This is a genomic window from Kribbella sp. NBC_01245 (genome assembly GCF_036226525.1).
Lineage (GTDB): Bacteria > Actinomycetota > Actinomycetes > Propionibacteriales > Kribbellaceae > Kribbella.
Map to the genome: position 1 here is coordinate 7,650,351 of NZ_CP108487.1, position 17,895 is coordinate 7,668,245.

At 67.5% G+C, this 17,895-nt stretch carries 16 protein-coding genes; 10 read left to right on the top strand and 6 right to left on the bottom strand.

Going from position 1 to position 17,895, the window contains the following annotated elements; genetic code table 11:
• Nucleotides 1-47 precede the first annotated feature (47 nt).
• Together greA and OG394_RS35115 are read right to left on the bottom strand one after the other, a co-directional pair.
• Entirely contained in the window at nucleotides 48-560 is a 513-nt protein-coding gene (greA, locus tag OG394_RS35110) for a transcription elongation factor GreA (RefSeq protein ID WP_328991525.1), read from the bottom strand.
• A gap of 140 nt (nucleotides 561-700) precedes the next feature.
• A complete protein-coding gene (locus OG394_RS35115; protein ID WP_328991526.1) occupies nucleotides 701-1,117 on the bottom strand; it encodes a DUF4307 domain-containing protein in 417 nt (138 codons plus the stop codon).
• A gap of 35 nt (nucleotides 1,118-1,152) precedes the next feature.
• On the opposite strand from OG394_RS35115, the gene mca reads away from it, so the two are divergent.
• Genes mca through OG394_RS35130 form a run of 3 tightly spaced genes read left to right on the top strand, consistent with a single transcriptional unit; the run spans nucleotide 1,153 to nucleotide 3,385 of the window.
• Nucleotides 1,153-2,016 carry a mycothiol conjugate amidase Mca gene (gene mca / locus OG394_RS35120; RefSeq protein ID WP_328991527.1) on the top strand — a complete coding sequence of 288 codons (864 nt, stop codon included), beginning with the start codon at nucleotides 1,153-1,155 and terminating at the stop codon, nucleotides 2,014-2,016.
• Between the two features lie 52 nt (nucleotides 2,017-2,068).
• A complete protein-coding gene (locus OG394_RS35125) occupies nucleotides 2,069-2,323 on the top strand; it encodes a hypothetical protein (protein ID WP_328991528.1) in 255 nt (84 codons plus the stop codon).
• Nucleotides 2,324-2,374: 51 nt separating this feature from the next.
• Nucleotides 2,375-3,385 carry a CopD family protein gene (locus OG394_RS35130; protein ID WP_328991529.1) on the top strand — a complete coding sequence of 337 codons (1,011 nt, stop codon included), beginning with the start codon at nucleotides 2,375-2,377 and terminating at the stop codon, nucleotides 3,383-3,385.
• Here OG394_RS35130 and OG394_RS35135 read toward each other — a convergent pair.
• Nucleotides 3,382-5,013 (bottom strand): response regulator transcription factor, encoded by a 1,632-nt coding sequence (locus OG394_RS35135; protein ID WP_328991530.1) that lies wholly within the window; start codon nucleotides 5,011-5,013, stop codon nucleotides 3,382-3,384. The two genes, OG394_RS35130 and OG394_RS35135, sit on opposite strands and share 4 nt — an antisense overlap.
• A 164-nt stretch (nucleotides 5,014-5,177) precedes the next feature.
• Between OG394_RS35135 and OG394_RS35140 the strand changes: the two genes are divergently transcribed.
• The 5 genes from OG394_RS35140 (at nucleotide 5,178) to OG394_RS35160 (ending at nucleotide 13,846) form a co-directional block, all read left to right on the top strand.
• On the top strand, nucleotides 5,178-5,573 hold the full coding sequence (locus tag OG394_RS35140; RefSeq protein WP_328991531.1) for a hypothetical protein: 396 nt from the start codon (nucleotides 5,178-5,180) through the stop codon (nucleotides 5,571-5,573).
• 39 nt (nucleotides 5,574-5,612) lie between these two features.
• Nucleotides 5,613-7,595 (top strand): thioredoxin domain-containing protein, encoded by a 1,983-nt coding sequence (locus OG394_RS35145; protein WP_328991532.1) that lies wholly within the window; start codon nucleotides 5,613-5,615, stop codon nucleotides 7,593-7,595.
• A gap of 256 nt (nucleotides 7,596-7,851) precedes the next feature.
• Complete coding sequence (locus tag OG394_RS35150; RefSeq protein ID WP_328991533.1) at nucleotides 7,852-9,888, top strand: M4 family metallopeptidase; 2,037 nt, start codon at nucleotides 7,852-7,854, stop codon at nucleotides 9,886-9,888.
• Nucleotides 9,889-10,010: 122 nt separating this feature from the next.
• A complete protein-coding gene (locus tag OG394_RS35155) occupies nucleotides 10,011-11,438 on the top strand; it encodes a M28 family metallopeptidase (RefSeq protein ID WP_328991534.1) in 1,428 nt (475 codons plus the stop codon).
• Nucleotides 11,439-12,520: 1,082 nt separating this feature from the next.
• Complete coding sequence (locus tag OG394_RS35160; protein WP_328988392.1) at nucleotides 12,521-13,846, top strand: IS4 family transposase; 1,326 nt, start codon at nucleotides 12,521-12,523, stop codon at nucleotides 13,844-13,846.
• A 276-nt stretch (nucleotides 13,847-14,122) separates the two neighbouring features.
• Here OG394_RS35160 and OG394_RS35165 read toward each other — a convergent pair whose 3' ends face one another.
• Nucleotides 14,123-14,704 (bottom strand): hypothetical protein, encoded by a 582-nt coding sequence (locus OG394_RS35165; protein WP_328991535.1) that lies wholly within the window; start codon nucleotides 14,702-14,704, stop codon nucleotides 14,123-14,125.
• Nucleotides 14,705-14,748: 44 nt separating this feature from the next.
• Here OG394_RS35165 and OG394_RS35170 point away from each other — a divergent pair, with 44 nt between their 5' ends.
• A complete protein-coding gene (locus tag OG394_RS35170; RefSeq protein ID WP_328991536.1) occupies nucleotides 14,749-15,225 on the top strand; it encodes a nitroreductase/quinone reductase family protein in 477 nt (158 codons plus the stop codon).
• Nucleotides 15,226-15,241: 16 nt separating this feature from the next.
• Here OG394_RS35170 and OG394_RS35175 read toward each other — a convergent pair whose 3' ends face one another.
• Nucleotides 15,242-16,447 (bottom strand): phosphotransferase, encoded by a 1,206-nt coding sequence (locus OG394_RS35175; RefSeq protein WP_328991537.1) that lies wholly within the window; start codon nucleotides 16,445-16,447, stop codon nucleotides 15,242-15,244.
• Between the two features lie 63 nt (nucleotides 16,448-16,510).
• Between OG394_RS35175 and OG394_RS35180 the strand changes: the two genes are divergently transcribed.
• Nucleotides 16,511-16,972 carry a MarR family winged helix-turn-helix transcriptional regulator gene (locus OG394_RS35180; protein WP_328991538.1) on the top strand — a complete coding sequence of 154 codons (462 nt, stop codon included), beginning with the start codon at nucleotides 16,511-16,513 and terminating at the stop codon, nucleotides 16,970-16,972.
• Here the strand turns inward: OG394_RS35180 and trhA are convergent.
• A complete protein-coding gene (gene trhA, locus OG394_RS35185; protein WP_328991539.1) occupies nucleotides 16,957-17,664 on the bottom strand; it encodes a PAQR family membrane homeostasis protein TrhA in 708 nt (235 codons plus the stop codon). The two genes, OG394_RS35180 and trhA, sit on opposite strands and share 16 nt — an antisense overlap.
• Between the last annotated feature and the right edge of the window lie 231 nt (nucleotides 17,665-17,895).

Sequence of the window (17,895 nt, forward strand, 5' to 3'; positions counted from 1 at the left end):
AAGAAGGCCCCGCCGGTGTGGCGGGGCCTTCTCCTGAAGAGAAGCGGTCAGCCCGTGAAGGGGACCGCCGCGACGATCTTGACCGTCACGTCCTTGCCGTTGGGGGCCTGGTAGACCGCCTTCTCGCCCTTCTTCTTGCCGAGAATGGCCGCGCCCAGCGGGGACTGCGGTGAATACACGTCGATGTCGACCGAGTCGTCCAGCGCGAGCAACTCGCGCGAACCCAGCAGGAAGGTCTCCACCTCGTCGTCGCCGGCGAAGGTGATGGACACCTTCATCCCGGGCTCGACCACACCACCGGCTTTCGGCGTTTCGCCGACCCGGGCGCGCCGCAGCATGTCCTCCAGCTGACGGATCCGCGCCTCCGACTTGCCCTGCTCGTCCTTGGCGGCGTGGTAGCCGCCATTTTCCTTGAGGTCGCCCTCGTCACGTGCCTCGCCGATCTTCGCGGCGAGTTCGGCGCGGGCCGGGCCACTCAAGTACTCGAGCTCGGACTTCAGCCGCTCGTGGGCCTCCGGTGTCAGCCAGACAACGCTCTCCTCACCAATCTTCTGCGTCATGGGCTGCTCCTCGTGGTTCGTGGGGTGAATCGGATGACCGGTCGATGGCCATCTGAAATGCCTCTGGCCGCCGTCGTCGACGGCGACCAATCCACCAAGCCTACCAGGGGTGAGCCGACTGAACCGGTTCAGTCAGAGCCTCAGCGCGGTCGGTCGGAGCCCGGCGTGGTGCAGCCGATCAGCACCACCGAGGTGGCGGCGCGCTGGGTGCTGACATCGGTGGTCAGCGTTTGCCGCCGCGGCGCGTCGGCCGCCACCGTGACGGTCACCTCACCCACCACGGAGAAGTCGGACGCCTTCGCCTGGACCCGGCAGGCGGCGATGACATCGTCGGTGCGCTCGACTTCGATCGTGGCCTTCGCGGTGGCCGGCGAGACGATCTCGAACCCGATCAGCCGGGAGGCCACCGGCGGGGTCGAATGCTGCACGGCCACCCAGATCAGCCAGCCGAGCGCGGCGACGGCCAGCAACGCGCCGGCGACGATCAGTGGTCGGCGTGCACCCTTGCGGGACCGTCCGTAACGGGCGGCCAGATGGTCAGTGAGTGGGTCGGTCACGCGGTCTCCTCGGGCTTCGGGGACCATTGTGTCTTGTGACCGAGAATCTCCGTCTGCTGCATGTCCACGCGCATCCCGACGACGAGTCGAGCAAGGGTGCCGCCTCGACGGCCAAGTACGTCACCGAGGGGGTCGACGTGATGGTCGCCACCTGTACCGGTGGCGAGCGCGGTTCGATCCTGAACCCGGCCATGGACCGTCCGGACGTGCTGGAGAACATCACCGAGATCCGCCGCCAGGAGATGGACCGGGCCCGCGAGATCCTCGGTGTCCGGCAGGAGTGGCTCGGCTGGGTCGACTCGGGCTTTCCCGAGGGCGATCCGCTGCCGCCGTTGCCGGATGGCTGCTTCGCCGCGCTCAAGGTGGAGGACGCCGCGGCCCCGCTAGTGCAGCTGATTCGCGAGTTCCGCCCGCAGGTCGTCACGACGTACGACGAGAACGGGGGATACCCGCACCCGGATCACGTGATGTGCCACCAGATCACCGTGGCGGCGTTCGAGGCCGCTGGCGATCCCGACGCGTACCCGGGGCTCGGCGAACCGTGGCAGCCGCTGAAGCTCTACTACCACCACACCTTCCACCGCGAGCGTACGAAGGCGTTGCACGACGAGATGCTGCGGCGCGGCCTCGAATCGCCGTACGCGGATCGGCTGAAGGACTGGAAGCCCGACCCGGAGAACGAGCGCCGCATCACCACCCGGGTGCCGTGCGCCGAGTACTTCGCCCTGCGGGATCAGGCCTTGCTCGCGCATGCGACGCAGATCGATCCCGAAGGCCCCTGGTTCGCTTGCCCGCTGGAGGTTCACCAGGCGGCTTGGCCGACCGAGGATTACGAGCTGGCGCGCAGTGTGGTCGAGCCGGCGCTGCCGGAGAACGACTTGTTCGCGGGCTTGCGCTGACGTACCGAGGGCCTGCGCTGACGTACGAAATCGATGATGAGAGACTGAAATCGTGATGATGATCGCTGCTTTGGCCCCGATGGGCGAGATCGACCCCAACACCGTCAAACCCGGCTGGGTGGCGTTGCTGATCATCATCGCGCTCGGTGGCGCGACCTTCCTGCTCTGGCGCAACATGGGCAAGCAGATGAAGAAGATCCACTTCGATGCCGTCGACAACGACTCGCCAAAGGCCCCGGCTGAACCGGCCGATCCGGCCGACACGGCAGAGCGTCCGGATTCGGGTACAGAGCGCAAACCGGACTGACTCCTATAGTGATCGCGTGCTCATCCGTGGCGCCGCGATCGGCAACGTGTGGTGACGGGCCCTGCCGGCCCGCGCCACCGGCTACCCGGCCGCGTCGTGCTCGGGGGCTCTGCCGCGGTCACGTTGGCAGCCCTCGCCACGTTCATCGGTCTGCTCTCGACCGGCGCGATCGGTACTGACGGCGGTCTCGACCTCTCCAGCGGCGGCCTGGTCGTCGCCTGGACGTCACCACTGGTCAGCCTGCTCATGGACCTCGCCACCATCGGTTGCGTTGGTGCTTTGCTGAGCGTGCTCTTCCTGCTGCGCACCGACGGCGGCCCGCTCGGAACGCAGGGACAGCGCGCGGTCCGCGACGCCGGTAAGGCCGCGGTCGTCTGGAGCCTCGCGGCAGTGCTCGGCGCGCTCACCGCGGGTGCCAGCATTCTCGGCGTCTCCTTCCGCCTCTTGTTCGGCCGCTTGGGCTCGGCGCTGGCCTTGCCCGAGGTCCAAGCCCTGCTGGCCTCCGCGGTTCTGGCCGCACTCATCGCCGGTACGGCGGGCAGAATCCGCACCTCGCCGCGAACCATGACCGCCGGCGTTCTCGCCATCGCGGCGATCCTCCCGCCCGTACTGACGGCCTTCCCGCGCAACGAGCCGAACGTCGTACCGGCGGCTATCGGTCTGATCGTCCACGTGATCGCGGCAGTGGTCTGGATCGGCGGCCTCGCGGGCGTTGTCCGTTACGGCCGCGGCAGCCGGGTGGGACTGCCCCTGGTGCTGCGACGGTTCGACCGGGTCGCCACGATCGCCGCCATCGCCGTACTGCTGAGTGGTCTGTTGACCGGGCTGCTCCGCCAGACCGTCGTGAATGGCGGTCTATTCACCGGCGGGTACGGCGGACTGTTGCTGGCGAAGGCGGTCGCGTTCGTGCTGCTCATCGTGGGCGGCTTGTGGCACCGCCGTCAGGCCATCACCACCCTCGCGGATGTCGGCCGCCGCTTCTGGCGATTGGTCGCCGTCGAACTCTTCATCCTCGCGATCGCCATCGGCCTCTCCGTCGCAATGGCGCACACGCCGCTTTAGACGATGCCGTGCTGGACGGCGTAGGTGGCCGCCGCGGTCCGGGTTGAGGCGCCCAACTTGGCCAGGATGCTGCTCACGTGCCGATGGACGGTGCGCTCGCTGAGGAAGAGTTCGGTCGCGATCGCGGCATTGGTCTTGCCGGCAGCAACCAGTCGGAGCACTTCCAGTTCCCGCGGGCTCAGCCGATGCCGGTCACCGTCGGTTTGGTTCAGGAGCTCTCTGACCCGTGTCGCATCGGGCCGTGCGCCGAGCCGGGCAAAGCTGTTCAGCGCGGCGTGCAGCTCCATCGCGGCTCCTTCCTCGTCGTCGACCGCTTGACACGCGGCGGCCACCAACACCGACGCCCGGGCTGTTTCATACGGTGCGCCGAGTTCACGCCACCCCTGCGTGGCCTTGCGCAGGCAGGCCAGCGCCTCCGACGTCCGGCCTTCAGCCAGGGCGAGCGCTCCGCGCGCTTCGGCGACCTGCGCGCGCACGGCCGGAGTGGGATATCTCTGCTCGGCTTCCGCCATCTCGGCCAGGGACGCGCGCGCCTCGTCCCACCCGGCTGCCTCGATCGAGGCCGCGATCAGGGTCGGCAGGAGCAGGAATCGGCTGAGCGGCTCTTCCAGTTCGGCAAGGGCCCGGCGAAGTCCGGTCCGGGCGACCTCGACCGCACCGAGGCCGAGGTGGTGTTTCGCCAGGCCCGGCTGGGCCGAGCGACCGAGGCTGGTGGCACGCTCGTACGCGTCGAGTACACCCGAGTCGCCCCGCAGCCGGCGCATCTCGCCGAGTTCGTACCAGGCGTGGCCGGCCACGAGTTTGCCGTCGTGGGCGAGGTCGCGGCAGGCCTGCTCGAACTCCGCCGTCGCCCGTGGCCAGTCGCCGCGCAGGCGCATCAGCATCGCGCGATAGATCCGGCAGTTCGCGAAGTAGGCGCCTTCGAGTCGGTCGAGCTCTTGGAGCCACTGATCGAGCGCGACCGACCACTCGCAGGCACGGCGTAATTCCTGCACTTCGTAGCAGGTGCCGATCGCGGCGCAGAACATCACGCTGGTGGTCCGGGGCGAGGTCATCCGGGTCAGCACGCGCACCATCGCCTCGTCCAGCAAGGACAATCCGGCGTCCATGGCCCCGGATTTCAGCAGCGCACGGCCGCGCATCACGGACGCGATGGTGACCAGGTCCACGTCGCCGGCGGCGATGCCCCGCTCCACGGCCCGGTGCAGCAGTCCGGCCGCCGCCTCGAAATCGGCCTTGCCCAGGTACGCATAGGCCTCCGGCACCAGCAGCCAACCGTCCGACGCGGAACCGTGCTGATCGGCCAGGGTGCGAGCCCGGACGACCCAGCCGTGGGCCAGCGCGAACTCGCCTCGGGCGAACACATGGGCGCTCCACAGCCAGTACGCCGCGCTGGCCGCGGCATGGATCTCCCCGGCGCTCGCGTGGATCTCGAAGGCCCGGGCCAGAGCGCCGATCGCCTGGTCGATGCGGCCGGAGATCTGCGCGGCCTCAGCAGACCGGACGAGGTCGTCGACGCCCAGCGGTTCGAGGTGATCAGCGGCCGCGAACTCCGCGCACGCTTGCCCCCAGCGCGAGCCGTCGAAGTGCTCACGGGCCCGGGCGAGGTGGCTTCCGGCGTCGACCATCGGTGTCCTCCAGCTTCATCTTGCCACCGGCCGGCGTTGGGCAGAATTACCCATGCCTCAGGCCCCAAAATCCGGCCCGATCTGCCGAAGTGGGGACCTGCCCGCCGGCCGGATCGTGGAATCACCGGCCCGGACCCGTCGGGTCGCAACATCAGGAGGGCATCATGACCGCACCATTCGTCTTCATCGGAACCCACCGGATCAAGCCGGGCAAGCGCGAGGCGTTCCATCGCCACTTCGCCGATTTCTGCACCGACGTCGTCGAGCCACAGGAGCCGAGACTGCTGTCGTTCTACGGCTACGCCGCGCCCGACTCCGACCTGGTCACCGTGGTCCAGGTGCACCCCGACCCGGAGTCGATGCTGACCCACATGGCAGTGGGCAAGGCGCACTTCGCCGAGGCGTACGCGGAGTATCTGGAGCCCGACAGCACCATCCAGGTCTACGGGACGCCGAACCCGGAGGTCCTGCAGACGATGGCCGCCCTCGCACAGGTGAGCGCTGACTCGGAGTCACCGGTCGTCGTTCGCGAGCCGTTCGCCGGCTTCGACCGACTCTGACCCATACGCCGCTGGGCTAGTGCCACTAGGCTGACCTGGGTGAATCGCCTAGGCAGTTCGACCAGTCCCTATCTGTTGCAGCACGCGGAGAACCCGGTCGCGTGGTGGCCCTGGTCGGAGCAGGCGTTCGCCGAGGCGCGCGAGCGCGATGTGCCGGTCTTTCTGTCGGTCGGGTATTCGGCCTGCCACTGGTGCCACGTGATGGCGCACGAGTCGTTTGAGCACGAGGCCACCGCGGCGTACCTGAACGAGCACTTCGTCTGTATCAAGGTCGACCGCGAGGAACGGCCCGACGTGGACGCCATCTATATGAACGCCACCGTCGCGATGATCGGTCAGGGCGGCTGGCCGATGTCCTGTTTCCTCACGCCCGACGGCAAACCGTTCTTCGCCGGCACCTACTTCCCGCTCGAGGGCCGGCCGGGGATGGCGTCGTTCCAGGACATCCTGGCCGCGCTGGTCGATGCCTGGCGCAACAAGCGGGACCAGATCACCGAGATCGGCAGCTCGATCGTGGACCAATTGGCCGCACGCGATCTCGGCACCGGCGGCGTGGCCTATGACGACGATCTGCTGGACCGGGCCGTCACCCAGCTCGGCCGCGACTTCGACCCGGTCGACGCGGGATTCGGGGGAGCGCCGAAGTTCCCGCCGTCCATGGTGCTGGACTTCCTGCTGCGGCATCACCGGCGGACGTTGTCGGCGGAGGCGCTCACGATGGTCGCGAAGACCTGTGAGCGGATGGCTCGCGGCGGCATGTACGACCAGTTGGCCGGCGGCTTTGCGCGATACAGCGTCGACGGGCAATGGGTGGTGCCGCACTTCGAGAAGATGCTGTACGACAACGCGTTGCTGCTCGACGTCTATACGAACTGGTGGGCCGTCGACGGCACGCCGTTGGCCGAGCGGATCGCGCGGGAGACCGCCGACTTCCTGCTCGCCGAGCTCCGTACGCCGGAAGGTGGTTTCGCCTCCGCGCTCGACGCCGACACCGAGGGCGAGGAGGGCCGCTTCTACGTGTGGACGCCTTCCGAGTTGACCGACGTGCTCGGCCCGGAGGAGGCCGCCTGGGTAATGCGCCTGTGCGAGGTCATCCCGGCCGGCACCTTCGAACACGGCTCATCCGTGCTGCAGCTGCACCAGGACCCGGACGACGCCGACCGCTGGCAAGCCGCCCGTACGGCGCTCCGAACCGCTCGCGCCACTCGAACCAGGCCCGGTCGGGACGACAAGGTGGTTGCCGCCTGGAACGGTCTGGCCATCTCCGCCCTCGCCCGTGCGGGAGTGATCTTCCAGGAGCCGGCGTACGTCGCGGCCGCGGTCAAGGCGGCAGAGTTGATCCGCGACGTCCACCTCGACGGCGACCTCCTCTACCGGACCTCCCGCGATGGGCGTCGTGGCGATGCGCTCGGCGTATTAGAGGACTACTCGGCCTATGCGCACGCCTGCCTGGTTCTGCTCGGGATCACCGGTGACGCGTCTTGGCTGCCCGTCGCCGAGGGACTGCTCGACCGGGTGCTCGAGCATTTCGTTGCTGACGGCACCTTCTACGACACGGCCGACGACGCCGAGGCGCTGGTCTGGCGGCCGAAGGACCCGACCGACAACGCCAGCCCGTCCGGCGTATCCCTCGCGGCAGAGGCGTTGATGGTCTATGCCGGCGTGACCGGATCGGCCCGGCATGAGCTCGCGGCCGGTCAGGCGCTGGCGGCGTCGGCCGGATTGGGCGCGCGGGCGGCGCGATTCGCCGGGCGTGGGCTGGCCGTGGCCGAGACGATCGCGTCCGGTCCGCAGGAGATCGCGATCGTGGGGGAGTCGCCCGAGTTGTTGCGGACGGCCCTGGTCGAGGCGCAGTGGGGCACCCCGCTCGCGAGCGGATCGCCTGGCAGCGACGTACCGCTGATGTTGTCTCGCGACCTCGTTTCGGGACAGCCGGCGGCGTACGTCTGTGAGAAGTTCACCTGCAAGCAACCAGTTGTGTTGCCGGAGGACCTTCGGGCCCTCGTCGCCGCGCCTCGCTGACAGCGCGGTCATTGCAGGTTTTCCCTGTCGTTTCGCTGGAATCCCTTGACTCGCGGCTCTGCGGGGTCGAGAGTTCTCCCTCAGTCGGATGTAACAGAACTCGCATGTCATGACACGAAGTGTCACATGTTGGCAGTGGCACCGTTGTGTCATTCATCCGGCGTCCCCATCTGTTATCGGTCGCTGCGCCCAAACAGCGACCACACCGTGAGGAGATGTTGTCTTGAAACGACTGACATCAGTAGGGGCGGTGGTCATGGTCGCAGCAGCGGGCATGTCCGTCTCGCCCGCTGGGGCGAGCCTGCCCACCGCAGGACTCCCCAACGCCGGCGTTGCCCAGCAGGCCGCACTCCAGGCCGAGCAGGGTCGCGCAGCGCAGACCGCAGCTGCCCTCAACCTGGGTAGCGGCGAGAAGCTCGTGGTCCGTGACGTGGTCAAGGACTCCGACGGCACCGAGTTCGTCCGGTACGACCGCACTTTCAACGGCCTGAAGGTTCTCGGCGGAGACCTGATCGTGCGCCGTGAGAAGGGCGCCATCTCCAAGGTGACCTACAACCGCGGCGCCAAGTCGGTCGCGGTGGCGTCGACCACGCCCAAGGTGTCCGAGGCTTCGGCGGAGGCCAAGGGCGCAAAGGCGGCCGGGTACACCCCGAAGACCAACAAGGGTGACCTGGTCATCTTCGCCGCCGACGGCAAGCCCCGCCTCGCGTACGAGGTGGTGACGACCGGCGTCAAGGCCGACCAGACGCCGTCGCAGCTGCACACCTACCTGGACGCGTCGACCGGCGCCGTGCTGGCGGCGAACGAGCGCGTCCGGACCGGTAACGGCAACTCGATGTACTCGGGCCAGGTGTCGATCGGCACCTCGAAGCCGGGTACGAACTACGAGCTGAAGGACACCGGTCGCGGTGGTAACAACACCACCGACCTGAACGGCGGCACGTCCGGCACGGGCACCCTGTTCACCGACGCGGACGACACCTGGGGTACCGGTTCGCCCTCGAACCGGCAGACCGCCGGCGTCGACGCGCACTACGGTTCGCAGCTCACCTGGGACTACTTCAAGAACGTGCACGGCCGGAACGGCATCTTCAACAACGGCGTCGGTGCGCGGTCCCGCGTGCACTACGGCAACGCCTACGTGAACGCCTTCTGGGACGGCACCCAGATGACCTACGGCGACGGCGCGGGCAACGTGAAGCCGCTGACCTCGATCGACGTCGCGGGTCACGAGATGAGCCACGGTGTCACCGAGGCCACCGCCGACCTGAACTACTTCGGTGACGCGGGCGGTCTGAACGAGTCCACCTCCGACATCTTCGGCACCCTGGTCGAGTTCTCCGCGAACAACACCTCGGACCCGGGCGACTACCTGATCGGCGAGAAGATCGACATCCGTGGCAACGGCACGCCGCTGCGCTACATGGACAAGCCGAGCAAGGACGGCCGGAGCTACGACTGCTGGAGCAGCTCCGTCGGTGGCGCTGACCCGCACTACTCGTCGGGCCCGCTGAACCACTGGGCGTACCTGGCCGCTGAGGGCACCGGTAGCAAGGTCTTCGGTGGCGTCACCCACACCAGCACCGCCTGTGACGGCTCCACCATCACCGGTGTCGGCCGCGACGTGGTCGGCAAGGTCTGGTACCGCACGCTGAGCACCAAGCTCAGCTCGGGCAGCACCTACAAGGACGCTCGCGAGGGCGCCATCACCTCGGCCAAGGAGCTGTACGGCGCCACGTCCGCCCAGTGCAAGGGCATCGAGGCCGCCTTCACGGGTATCTCGGTCCCGGCCGGCGCCGCCAAGTGCGACGGCACCACGGAGCCGCCGACCGGTACCAACCGGCTCCTCAACCCGGGCTTCGAGTCCGGCGCGGTGAACTGGACCGGAACCGCCGGCGTCATCACCAGCAGCACCACCAAGCCGGCTCGCACCGGTAGCTGGAAGGCCTTCCTGATGGGCAACGGCAACACCAGCACCGAGAACATCGGCCAGTCCGTCGCCATCCCGGCCACGGCCCCGTCCGCCTCGCTCTCGTTCTGGATCCGCATCGACACGACGGAGACCACCAGCTCGACGGTCTACGACACGTTGAAGGTGCAGATCGTGGACGGTACGACCACGACCACGCTGGCGACTTACTCGAACCTGAACAAGAACACGACCTACACGCAGAAGACCTTCGACGTGTCGGCGTACAAGGGCAAGACCGTCACGGTGAAGTTCCTCGGCGCGGAGGACTACTCCCTCCAGACCAGCTTCGTCATCGACGACACCTCGCTGCTCGCCGGCTGAATCAGCCGGTAACAGCTTGACCGTTTGACCGTGTCCGGGGTGGGGCCTCCGCCCAGGCTCCACCCCGGACACTCCCTTGATCTGTGCCTTGTGTCGTTGTTCGAGGTTCGAGGAGGACCGCTATGAGAACGTCTCTGCTCCGGGTGGCGACCGGACTCGGTGCGCTGGGCCTGACGGCCGCCACCGTATTGCTCGCTCCGTCCTCGGCCACCGCGGTCGAGTCGCCGGACATCTCTGTCACCAACACCAAGGCACACCTGGACAAGCTCCAGGAGATCGCCACCGCCAACGGCGGCAACCGCTACACCGGTCGCCCCGGTTACAAGGCTTCCGCCGACTGGGTGAAGGCCAAGCTCGACGCCGCCGGATACACGACCACCATGCAGTCGTTCTCGACTTCCGCCGGTACGTCGTACAACGTGATCGCGGAATGGCCGCACGGCGACGCGAACCACGTCGTCATGACCGGCGCGCACCTGGACAGCGTCAGCTCCGGCCCCGGTATCAACGACAACGGCACCGGTAGCTCGGGTGTGCTCGAAGTGGCCCTCGCGTACGCCGCCAGCGGCCAGACCCCGCGCAACCGCATCCGCTTCGGCTTCTGGGGTGCGGAGGAGATCGGCCTGCTCGGTTCGAAGTACTACGTCGGCCAACTGTCGGCGGCTGACAAGGACAAGCTCGAGCTGTACCTGAACTTCGACATGATCGGTTCGCCGAACCCGGGCTACTTCGTCTACAACGACAACCCGGCCGGCAATGGCGCTCGCGACGACCTCACGGCGTACTTCACCAGCAAGAGCATCCAGACCGAGTACATCGACGTCCAAGGCCGTTCCGATCACGCGGCCTTCCGCGCCTCGGGCATCGCGACGGCGGGCACGTTCACCGGCGCCGAGGGCATCAAGACCTCCGCGCAGGCGACCAAGTGGGGCGGTACGGCGGGCCAAGCGTACGACCCGTGCTACCACCGCTCCTGCGACAACATCAACAACCTGAACCTGACGGCGATCGACCGCAACATCGATGCCATCGGCCACATGGTCTGGAACTACGCGCAGAAGGACTACGCCGATCCGGAGCCGCCCGTTGGCACGAACGTGGTCAAGAACCCGGGCTTCGAGTCTGGCGCGGTCAACTGGACCGGGACGTCCGGAGTTGTCACGAGCAGCACTTCCAAGCCCGCGCACGGCGGCACTTGGAAGGCGTGGCTGATGGGCAACGGCAACACCAGCACCGAGAACATCGGGCAGTCCGTGGCCATCCCGTCAACGTCGACCGCAGCCACGTTGTCGCTGTGGATCCGCATCGATACGACCGAGACGACTAGCTCGACGGTCTACGACACGGTGAAGGTGCAGGTGGTGGACGGTACGACGACGACCACCCTGGCGACGTACTCGAACCTGAACAAGAACACGTCGTACGTGCAAAAGACGTTCAACGTCCTGCAATACAAGGGAAAGACCGTCACCCTGAAGTTCCTGGGCGCAGAAGACTCCTCCCTGCAAACCAGCTTCGTAATCGACGACGTCGCCCTAATCGCCAACTAGTCCAACCCCGCAGCGCTGCTACTACCTACCGCCCGCAGGTAGTAGCAGCGCTCACTTTTGTTCCCCCACACACCGCCCGCTATCCGCCGCCTGCGGCACCCCGCCTGCCGCATCCTGCACCCCGCCCGCCACCCTTGCCTTGCCTCTTCCGAATTGTCAGGCCGGCCCGGGCCGCGTCAAGGGCTCCATCGGCTACCGCCGACGCTAACGCGCCCTTGACCCACCCGAACCGACCAAAGTACAGCGGGCTATTCAGGGGGACGGGTGAGTTCTGCCCGTTTGCTAACGCCTTCCACTCACGAATAGCCACCGCCAACGGGTCATACGCCGGAACCGCGGCAACTGCTGCGGTCTACGGCCGGCGGGCCTCGGGCCTTCGCGCCAGCTCGGGCCGTTCGGTAGCTCCCGGGCTCGCCGCCGGGGTACCCGAGCACAGCCGACGGGTGATCCATCCGCGGCCCGACGTCTTCCTGACCGAACTGGACGTTTTCCGTCCCCAAAAACGTCCAGTCCGCTCAGGAAGGTGCGCGCCGCCGTCGATGCACGCGCCGAGTCGCCAGGTTCGGCGCTGGTCGTCGTCTTTGCGAGCTGGCCTGACGATTCTCGGCCCTGCAAACGTCCAGCCCGCTCACAAGGACAGCCGTACGGGCCTTCGCGGGGTTTGGCGTCCGCAGATCGTGCGTTATCCCTTGATCTGCTGGGTTCCGGTGCCAAATAGCCGGCCCAGAACCCAGAATCTCAAACGTTAACCCCCAAGATCCCGGCTTAACCCCTCGGATCGCGAGGTTGAACCCGCCATCTTGGTGGCCAACCCTCCACATCCGCAGCGCCACTCCAAGTTGAGACAAGCGCCCTCCCAGTTCCGGCTGTGCGTCTCCCTATTCCGAGGGTCGACCCTCGGAATGGGGGGTCGACCCCAAAGCCGGTTAGTTAGGCGTTTCGGGTGGTTGCCCAGGACTGGGTGGGCGTGTTGGACATCGAGCAGCGGAGCTCCGCGGGTAGACAGGTTTGTCCTCGCGAGACAACCAGCTACCGGTGAGGCTCCGCTGCCTGTTCAGTCTGTCATTACTCGCACGATCAGGGTGGCTGAGGGTGCGTTCGCGCCTGGTCATCTGGGCGAGTTGACCCAGTTCATTCCGTTCGAGATGGTCGATGAGGCTCTCGCCCAGACTGGCAGGACGCAGGCCCGGGTGCGTGATCTGCCGGCCCGGGTGGTGGTGTATCTGGTCTTGGCGGGGTGCCTGTTCAGCGATCGTGGCTATGGCCAGGTGTGGCACCGGCTGGTGGCCGGGCTGCACGGCCTGACCGTCGCGACACCCACCGCGGCCGCGTTGACCCATGCCCGGCGGCGACTCGGTGCTGCACCGTTGAAGGCCTTGTTCGACCTGCTCCGTGGCCCGTCCGCGCCGATCGCCGCTGCCGGGGTGCGGTGGCGGGGACTGCTGGTCACCGCGATCGACGGCACCACGATGACCGTGCCGGACACCGCCACCAATCTGGGCGTGTTCACCAAACAGACCGGCAGCCACGGCGGATCGGGCTATCCGCTGTTACGGCTGATGGTCGTAGTGTGTTGCGGCACCCGCACCATCATCGACGCGGCCTTCGGGTCAGCTCTGATCGGGGAAACCCGCTATGCGCCGCCGCTACTGGCCCGCAGCCTGCGCCGCGGGATGATCGTGCTGGCCGACCGGAACTTCGCCGCCCGGCAGGTCATCACCGCGATCACAGACGCCGGCGCCGACCTGCTGATCCGCTGCAAAGACAACCGCAAACTCCCTGTTCTGCAGCGCCACCGCGATGGCTCCTACCTGTCGATGTGGGATACGACTCCAGTCCGTGTGATCGAGGCCGAGGTCACCATCGCCACCAGCAACGGCCGACGCACCGGCACCTACCGGCTCGTCACCACCCTGCTCGACCCCGGCAACCACCCGGCCATCGACCTGGTCAAGCTCTACCACCAGCGCTGGGAAATCGAGTCGGCCTACCTGGCGATCAAATCGACCATCCTCGGCGGACACGTCCTGCGCGCCCGCACCCCTGAAGGCATCACCCAAGAGGTCTACGCACTCCTGATCACCTACCAGGTCCTGCGCCAAGCCATGACCGACGCCACCGACACCCAACCCGGCACCGACCCCGACCGGGCCAGCTTCACCATCGCCCTCAACGCCGCCCGCGACCAACTCATCCAAGCCACCGGCGTCATCGCCGGCACCGTAATCGACCTCGTCGGCCACATCGGCCGACTCGTCCTGGCCAACCTGCTACCCCCACGCCGAACCCGCCTCGGCCCCCGCACCGTCAAACGATCCACCTCCAAATACCCCGCCAAAGGACCCAACACCAACCGCACCACCTACCAAGCCACCATCAACATCGACATCCTCACTCCACCGCCCTGACAGCCCACCAACCCGCCTAACTAACCGGCCTTGGGGTCGACCCGGCAAGTTTGGCGAGTCCACCCCCTATTCCGCAGGTCGACCCTCGGAATAGGGCGGTAACCGGTCGCCTCGGCGGGAGCACTGGGTGCCGTCAGACAGCCCACTCCACTCGGAGGACCTCGCCTCGTCCAGCACCGACTCGCCGTCGTGTCGCGGTGTGAAGGGCGCGCGCCAACGCAGAGGGGGAGGGGCGCCGCGTCGTGGTGGGAAGGGGCGCGCCGCGATTGAGTGGGGTTAGAGGGGTTTGCAGAGGGTGCGGTCGGGGGTGGCGCGGTAGGAGTCGGTGAGGAGTTTGGCCAAGGGACCGGAGAGTGGTTTTACGCGGGGGTCTTCGAGGCGGGCGATGCCGCCGTGGGCGGAGACGGCGACGATCATGTCGTCGGGGTGTTCGACCGTTGGGGGCTTGGGGTTCAGCGATGACCAGTCGACTTTGGCGGCGGCCGTTTTGATGGTGGCGAGGAGGCCGGCTTCGACGCGGCAGCGGGATTTGCCGCGGCGGGTGGTTACGTCGGCGATGCCGTCCTGGCCGATCACGATGCGGTCCGCGAAGCCGGCGAATCCGCCATCCCGGGTGAGCACCAGCGGCAGCGCACCGCTCGTCGGCGATGGGCTGGTCGAGGTGGTCGGCGTGGGCGCCGAAGACGACGGACCAGGCGTCGTACCCGTCGACGGAATCCCCGTCGTGGGGCTACCCGTCGAGGTGGTCGGCGTGGGTGGCGTTGATGCTGATGGGCCGGCCGGGTCGGTCTCGTCGCCGCACGCGGTCAGGGTTAGGCCGGCGAGCAGGACCAAGGTGGTGAGGCGGTGGATCTTCACACCCCATGCATACCCGCTTTCGGGGCCCCGGCAGACTGCGCGGCATGGGCTGGTACACGAATGTCATCCGCAAGCTAGGACATACCCGCTGGTTCGCCGCGCTCGGCCGGGCCGTCGTACCGGTTGATCGCTGGGTGCAACGTCGTACGAAGGGACGCGTCACCATCGTCGGCATGTCCGCCCTGCCGCATTTGCTGCTCACCACGACCGGCCGGAAGACGGGCCAGCCGCGGACGATTCCGCTGCTCTATGCGCCCGACGGCGACAACTTCGTCGTGACCGCCTCGAACTGGGGACAAACCCACCACCCGGCCTGGTCCGGCAATCTCCTCGCCGATCCAGCAGCGGTCGTCGCCGCGCACGGCCGGGAGATCCCCGTGCACGCCACGCTCGCCGAAGGCGCCGAGCGGGAACGGGTGTGGGCCTTGGTGACCGGGGTCTGGCCCGCCTACGAGACGTACGTCGACCGCGCGGGCGACCGTACGATCCGCGTCTTCGTACTAACCCCAACCGAACGCTGACCCTGGCCGACCACGCTTATACGAGGGTGCGGGTTAGGTCGATTAGGGTGCGGGTTAGGCGGATTCGGTGGGCGAAGAGGCCTACCAGGGCGGCCGATTCGGGCTGGGCGAGGCATTCCAGTGGTAGTGCGGTGAAGGTGGCGCGGGCGAGCAACGAACCGAGGTAGCCGTACTCCACATCGCGAGCGGATACGGTCAGCCCCTCGTCGTCGAGGCCTTCGCAGAACGCGCGCAGGATGACGCGATGCACTGCAGGCAAGGCTTCCGGCGCGAGCTCACCCGCATGCGCCAGACCGACCAACAACTGGCCAAGGTCGAACCCAACAGCCTGCGGGCAGTCGAACCCCCAGTCGATCGCGACGAACTCGTCTGGCGCGTCCACCGGTACCAGCAGATTCTGCGGACTCGCATCCCCATGCTGGTAGCACTGCGGCAACCGGTCCAACCCGTCCATCACGGCAGGGAGCTGTTCGGCCAGCGCAAGCAGATCGGCCCGCATGGCGCTTTCGCCGCACGCCTCCACGGCCGCCTTGACGACCGGGTGCTGCCAAGTCGCGCCATCGGCGATGGCCGGAACGGTCCCGAACAACACGCGGCCGTTCACGTAATAGCGCAGACCAACGCCCGGCGTCGTCACAGCCTCGCGCGGCAACAGCGGTTCGACCAAGTGCATCTGGCGCCGGGCGGACAACCGGCCGAGCAGATTGGCCGCGTGTTCGAATCGCTCGAGCCCCCACGGACCGGGCGCCGGTTCGACGTACTCCATCCACAACGTCGCACGCTCATCGTCGTACTCGTCGATCCGGTACGACGTGGTCAGGCGCAGGCCGTCCGGTAGCAGCGCGGCGAGGGACGGGGAGGTCAGCACGGCGATCTCGAGCCGCCAGGGGATCTCCCGGATGAACTGCGCGCGCATCGGCGGCGGCAGCATCTCGATCCCGGTCCACCACTTGGCCGACTGGATCTGCTTCACGAAACAAGACCAGTCGCGCGTCTCGCCGCCGGGCAGCAGGGCCTTACCGCGCACCTGCAGAAGCGCTTCCGTGGTCGGAGTGCCGATCACGTAGGGCACGGGCTGGACCCGCGTGGCCTCGAAAACGGGCCGAGCGGCGGGGTCGCCGGTGATCGTGCGGACCAGTTCGCTGAAGGCCGCGTCGTCGAGCGCTGCCCGGCCCAGTGGCGCCAGCGCCTCGTTGGCGCTGGTCGGCGTCGTCATGGTCATGGTCCCCCCGGATCCACTGAAAGAAGTAAAGCAGACTTACTACCCAGATAGTAAAGTGGCCTTATGACTTCCGTCAATGGAGTGCCGGTGCTGCATCTGGCCGGGCTGCTCGGGTTGCTGATGAAACGGTTGCGGGCGGATATGGCCGAGACCACCGAGGCGGCCTTCCCGGATCTGCGCGTGTCGCATCTTCGACTGCTCGAGTTGATCCCGGTCGAGGGCGCGCGGATCACGGACCTGGCCGAGGTCGCGGGGATGACGAAGCAGGGGCTCGGGCAGCACGTGGACTACCTGGAAAGACACGGGTACGTCGTCTCGGAACGGCTTGCCGAGGACAAGCGCGTGCGCCTCGTCGTACGGACTGCGCGAGGTGACGAGGCGGTGCAAGTCAGCACGACGGCGATCGCGCGTGTGGAGGGGCGCTGGCGCGACGAGCTGGGCACCGAGCGGTTCGAGGAGTTCGTCGCGATCGCGAAAACGCTAGGTCTGAGTGACGCTGGCCTGACCGATCAGCCGGCGCGGTAGGTCGCGAGGCTGACCGCGATGTAGTGGCAGATGAAGGCGGCCACCGTGCAGGCGTGGAAGATCTCGTGGAAGCCGAACCAGCGCGGGCTCGGGTCGGGCTTCTTCAGGGCGTAGATGACGGCGCCGACCGAGTACAGTCCGCCGCCGACGGCGAGCAGGGCCACGACCGCGGCGCCGCCGTACGTGTAGAAGTCCTTCATCCAGAAGATCGCGACCCAGCCGAGCGCCAGGTAGATCGGCGTGTAGAGCCAGCGCGGGGCGCCGACCCAGAAGATCCGGAACAGGATGCCGATCAGCGCGCCGCCCCAGGCCAGGCTCAGCAGCAGGATCCGGTCGTTGCCCTCGAGCAGGACCACGCCGAGCGGGGTGTAGGTACCGGCGATCAGCAGGAAGATGTTGCTGTGGTCCAGCCGGCGCAGAATCGCCTCGCCGAGCGGGCTCCAGTAGAACCGGTGGTACAGCGCGGAGATGCCGAACAGCAGCATGGAGCCCAGCGTGTAGACCGCCGCGGCCCAGCGGGCGGAGGTGGTCGGCGCGAGGCAGATCAGCACGATGCCGGCGGCCGTCGCGAGCGGGAACGTGCCCGCATGCAACCAGCCGCGCAGCTTGGGCTTGAGCGGCGCCAATGCGCCGGACAGGCGCTCGCCGAGGTCGCGGTGCTCGGTGCCGGTCGGGCTGGTGGTCTTCGTCATCGATTGTCCGGCGCGGAAACCCCGTCCGTCATGGCGGGGAGGAAGCGCCGGTCCCTCCTTTCAGGGTTTGTCGGAGGCGGCGGGTACGTTTTGTGGTGCTGGCCTGCGATAACCAAGCGACCAGCATCATCACCACAGTTCGACCTTGTAGTGACTGCGGCCGGGCGGGCCGTGGCAGCGCGGTGAGCCTTCTTGCGCAGTAGGGCACGGCTGCGATCCGCGAACCTCATC

What these genes read in the sequence shown, in the direction of transcription:
- greA (WP_328991525.1), bottom strand. Translation starts at nt 560, where the DNA reads ATGACGCAGAAGATTGGTGAGGAGAGCGTTGTCTGGCTGACACCGGAG.
- OG394_RS35135 (WP_328991530.1), bottom strand. Translation starts at nt 5,013, where the DNA reads ATGGTCGACGCCGGAAGCCACCTCGCCCGGGCCCGTGAGCACTTCGAC.
- OG394_RS35140 (WP_328991531.1), top strand. Translation starts at nt 5,178, where the DNA reads ATGACCGCACCATTCGTCTTCATCGGAACCCACCGGATCAAGCCGGGC.
- OG394_RS35150 (WP_328991533.1), top strand. Translation starts at nt 7,852, where the DNA reads ATGGTCGCAGCAGCGGGCATGTCCGTCTCGCCCGCTGGGGCGAGCCTG.
- OG394_RS35155 (WP_328991534.1), top strand. Translation starts at nt 10,011, where the DNA reads ATGAGAACGTCTCTGCTCCGGGTGGCGACCGGACTCGGTGCGCTGGGC.
- OG394_RS35170 (WP_328991536.1), top strand. Translation starts at nt 14,749, where the DNA reads ATGGGCTGGTACACGAATGTCATCCGCAAGCTAGGACATACCCGCTGG.
- OG394_RS35175 (WP_328991537.1), bottom strand. Translation starts at nt 16,447, where the DNA reads ATGACCATGACGACGCCGACCAGCGCCAACGAGGCGCTGGCGCCACTG.
- OG394_RS35180 (WP_328991538.1), top strand. Translation starts at nt 16,511, where the DNA reads ATGACTTCCGTCAATGGAGTGCCGGTGCTGCATCTGGCCGGGCTGCTC.
- trhA (WP_328991539.1), bottom strand. Translation starts at nt 17,664, where the DNA reads ATGACGAAGACCACCAGCCCGACCGGCACCGAGCACCGCGACCTCGGC.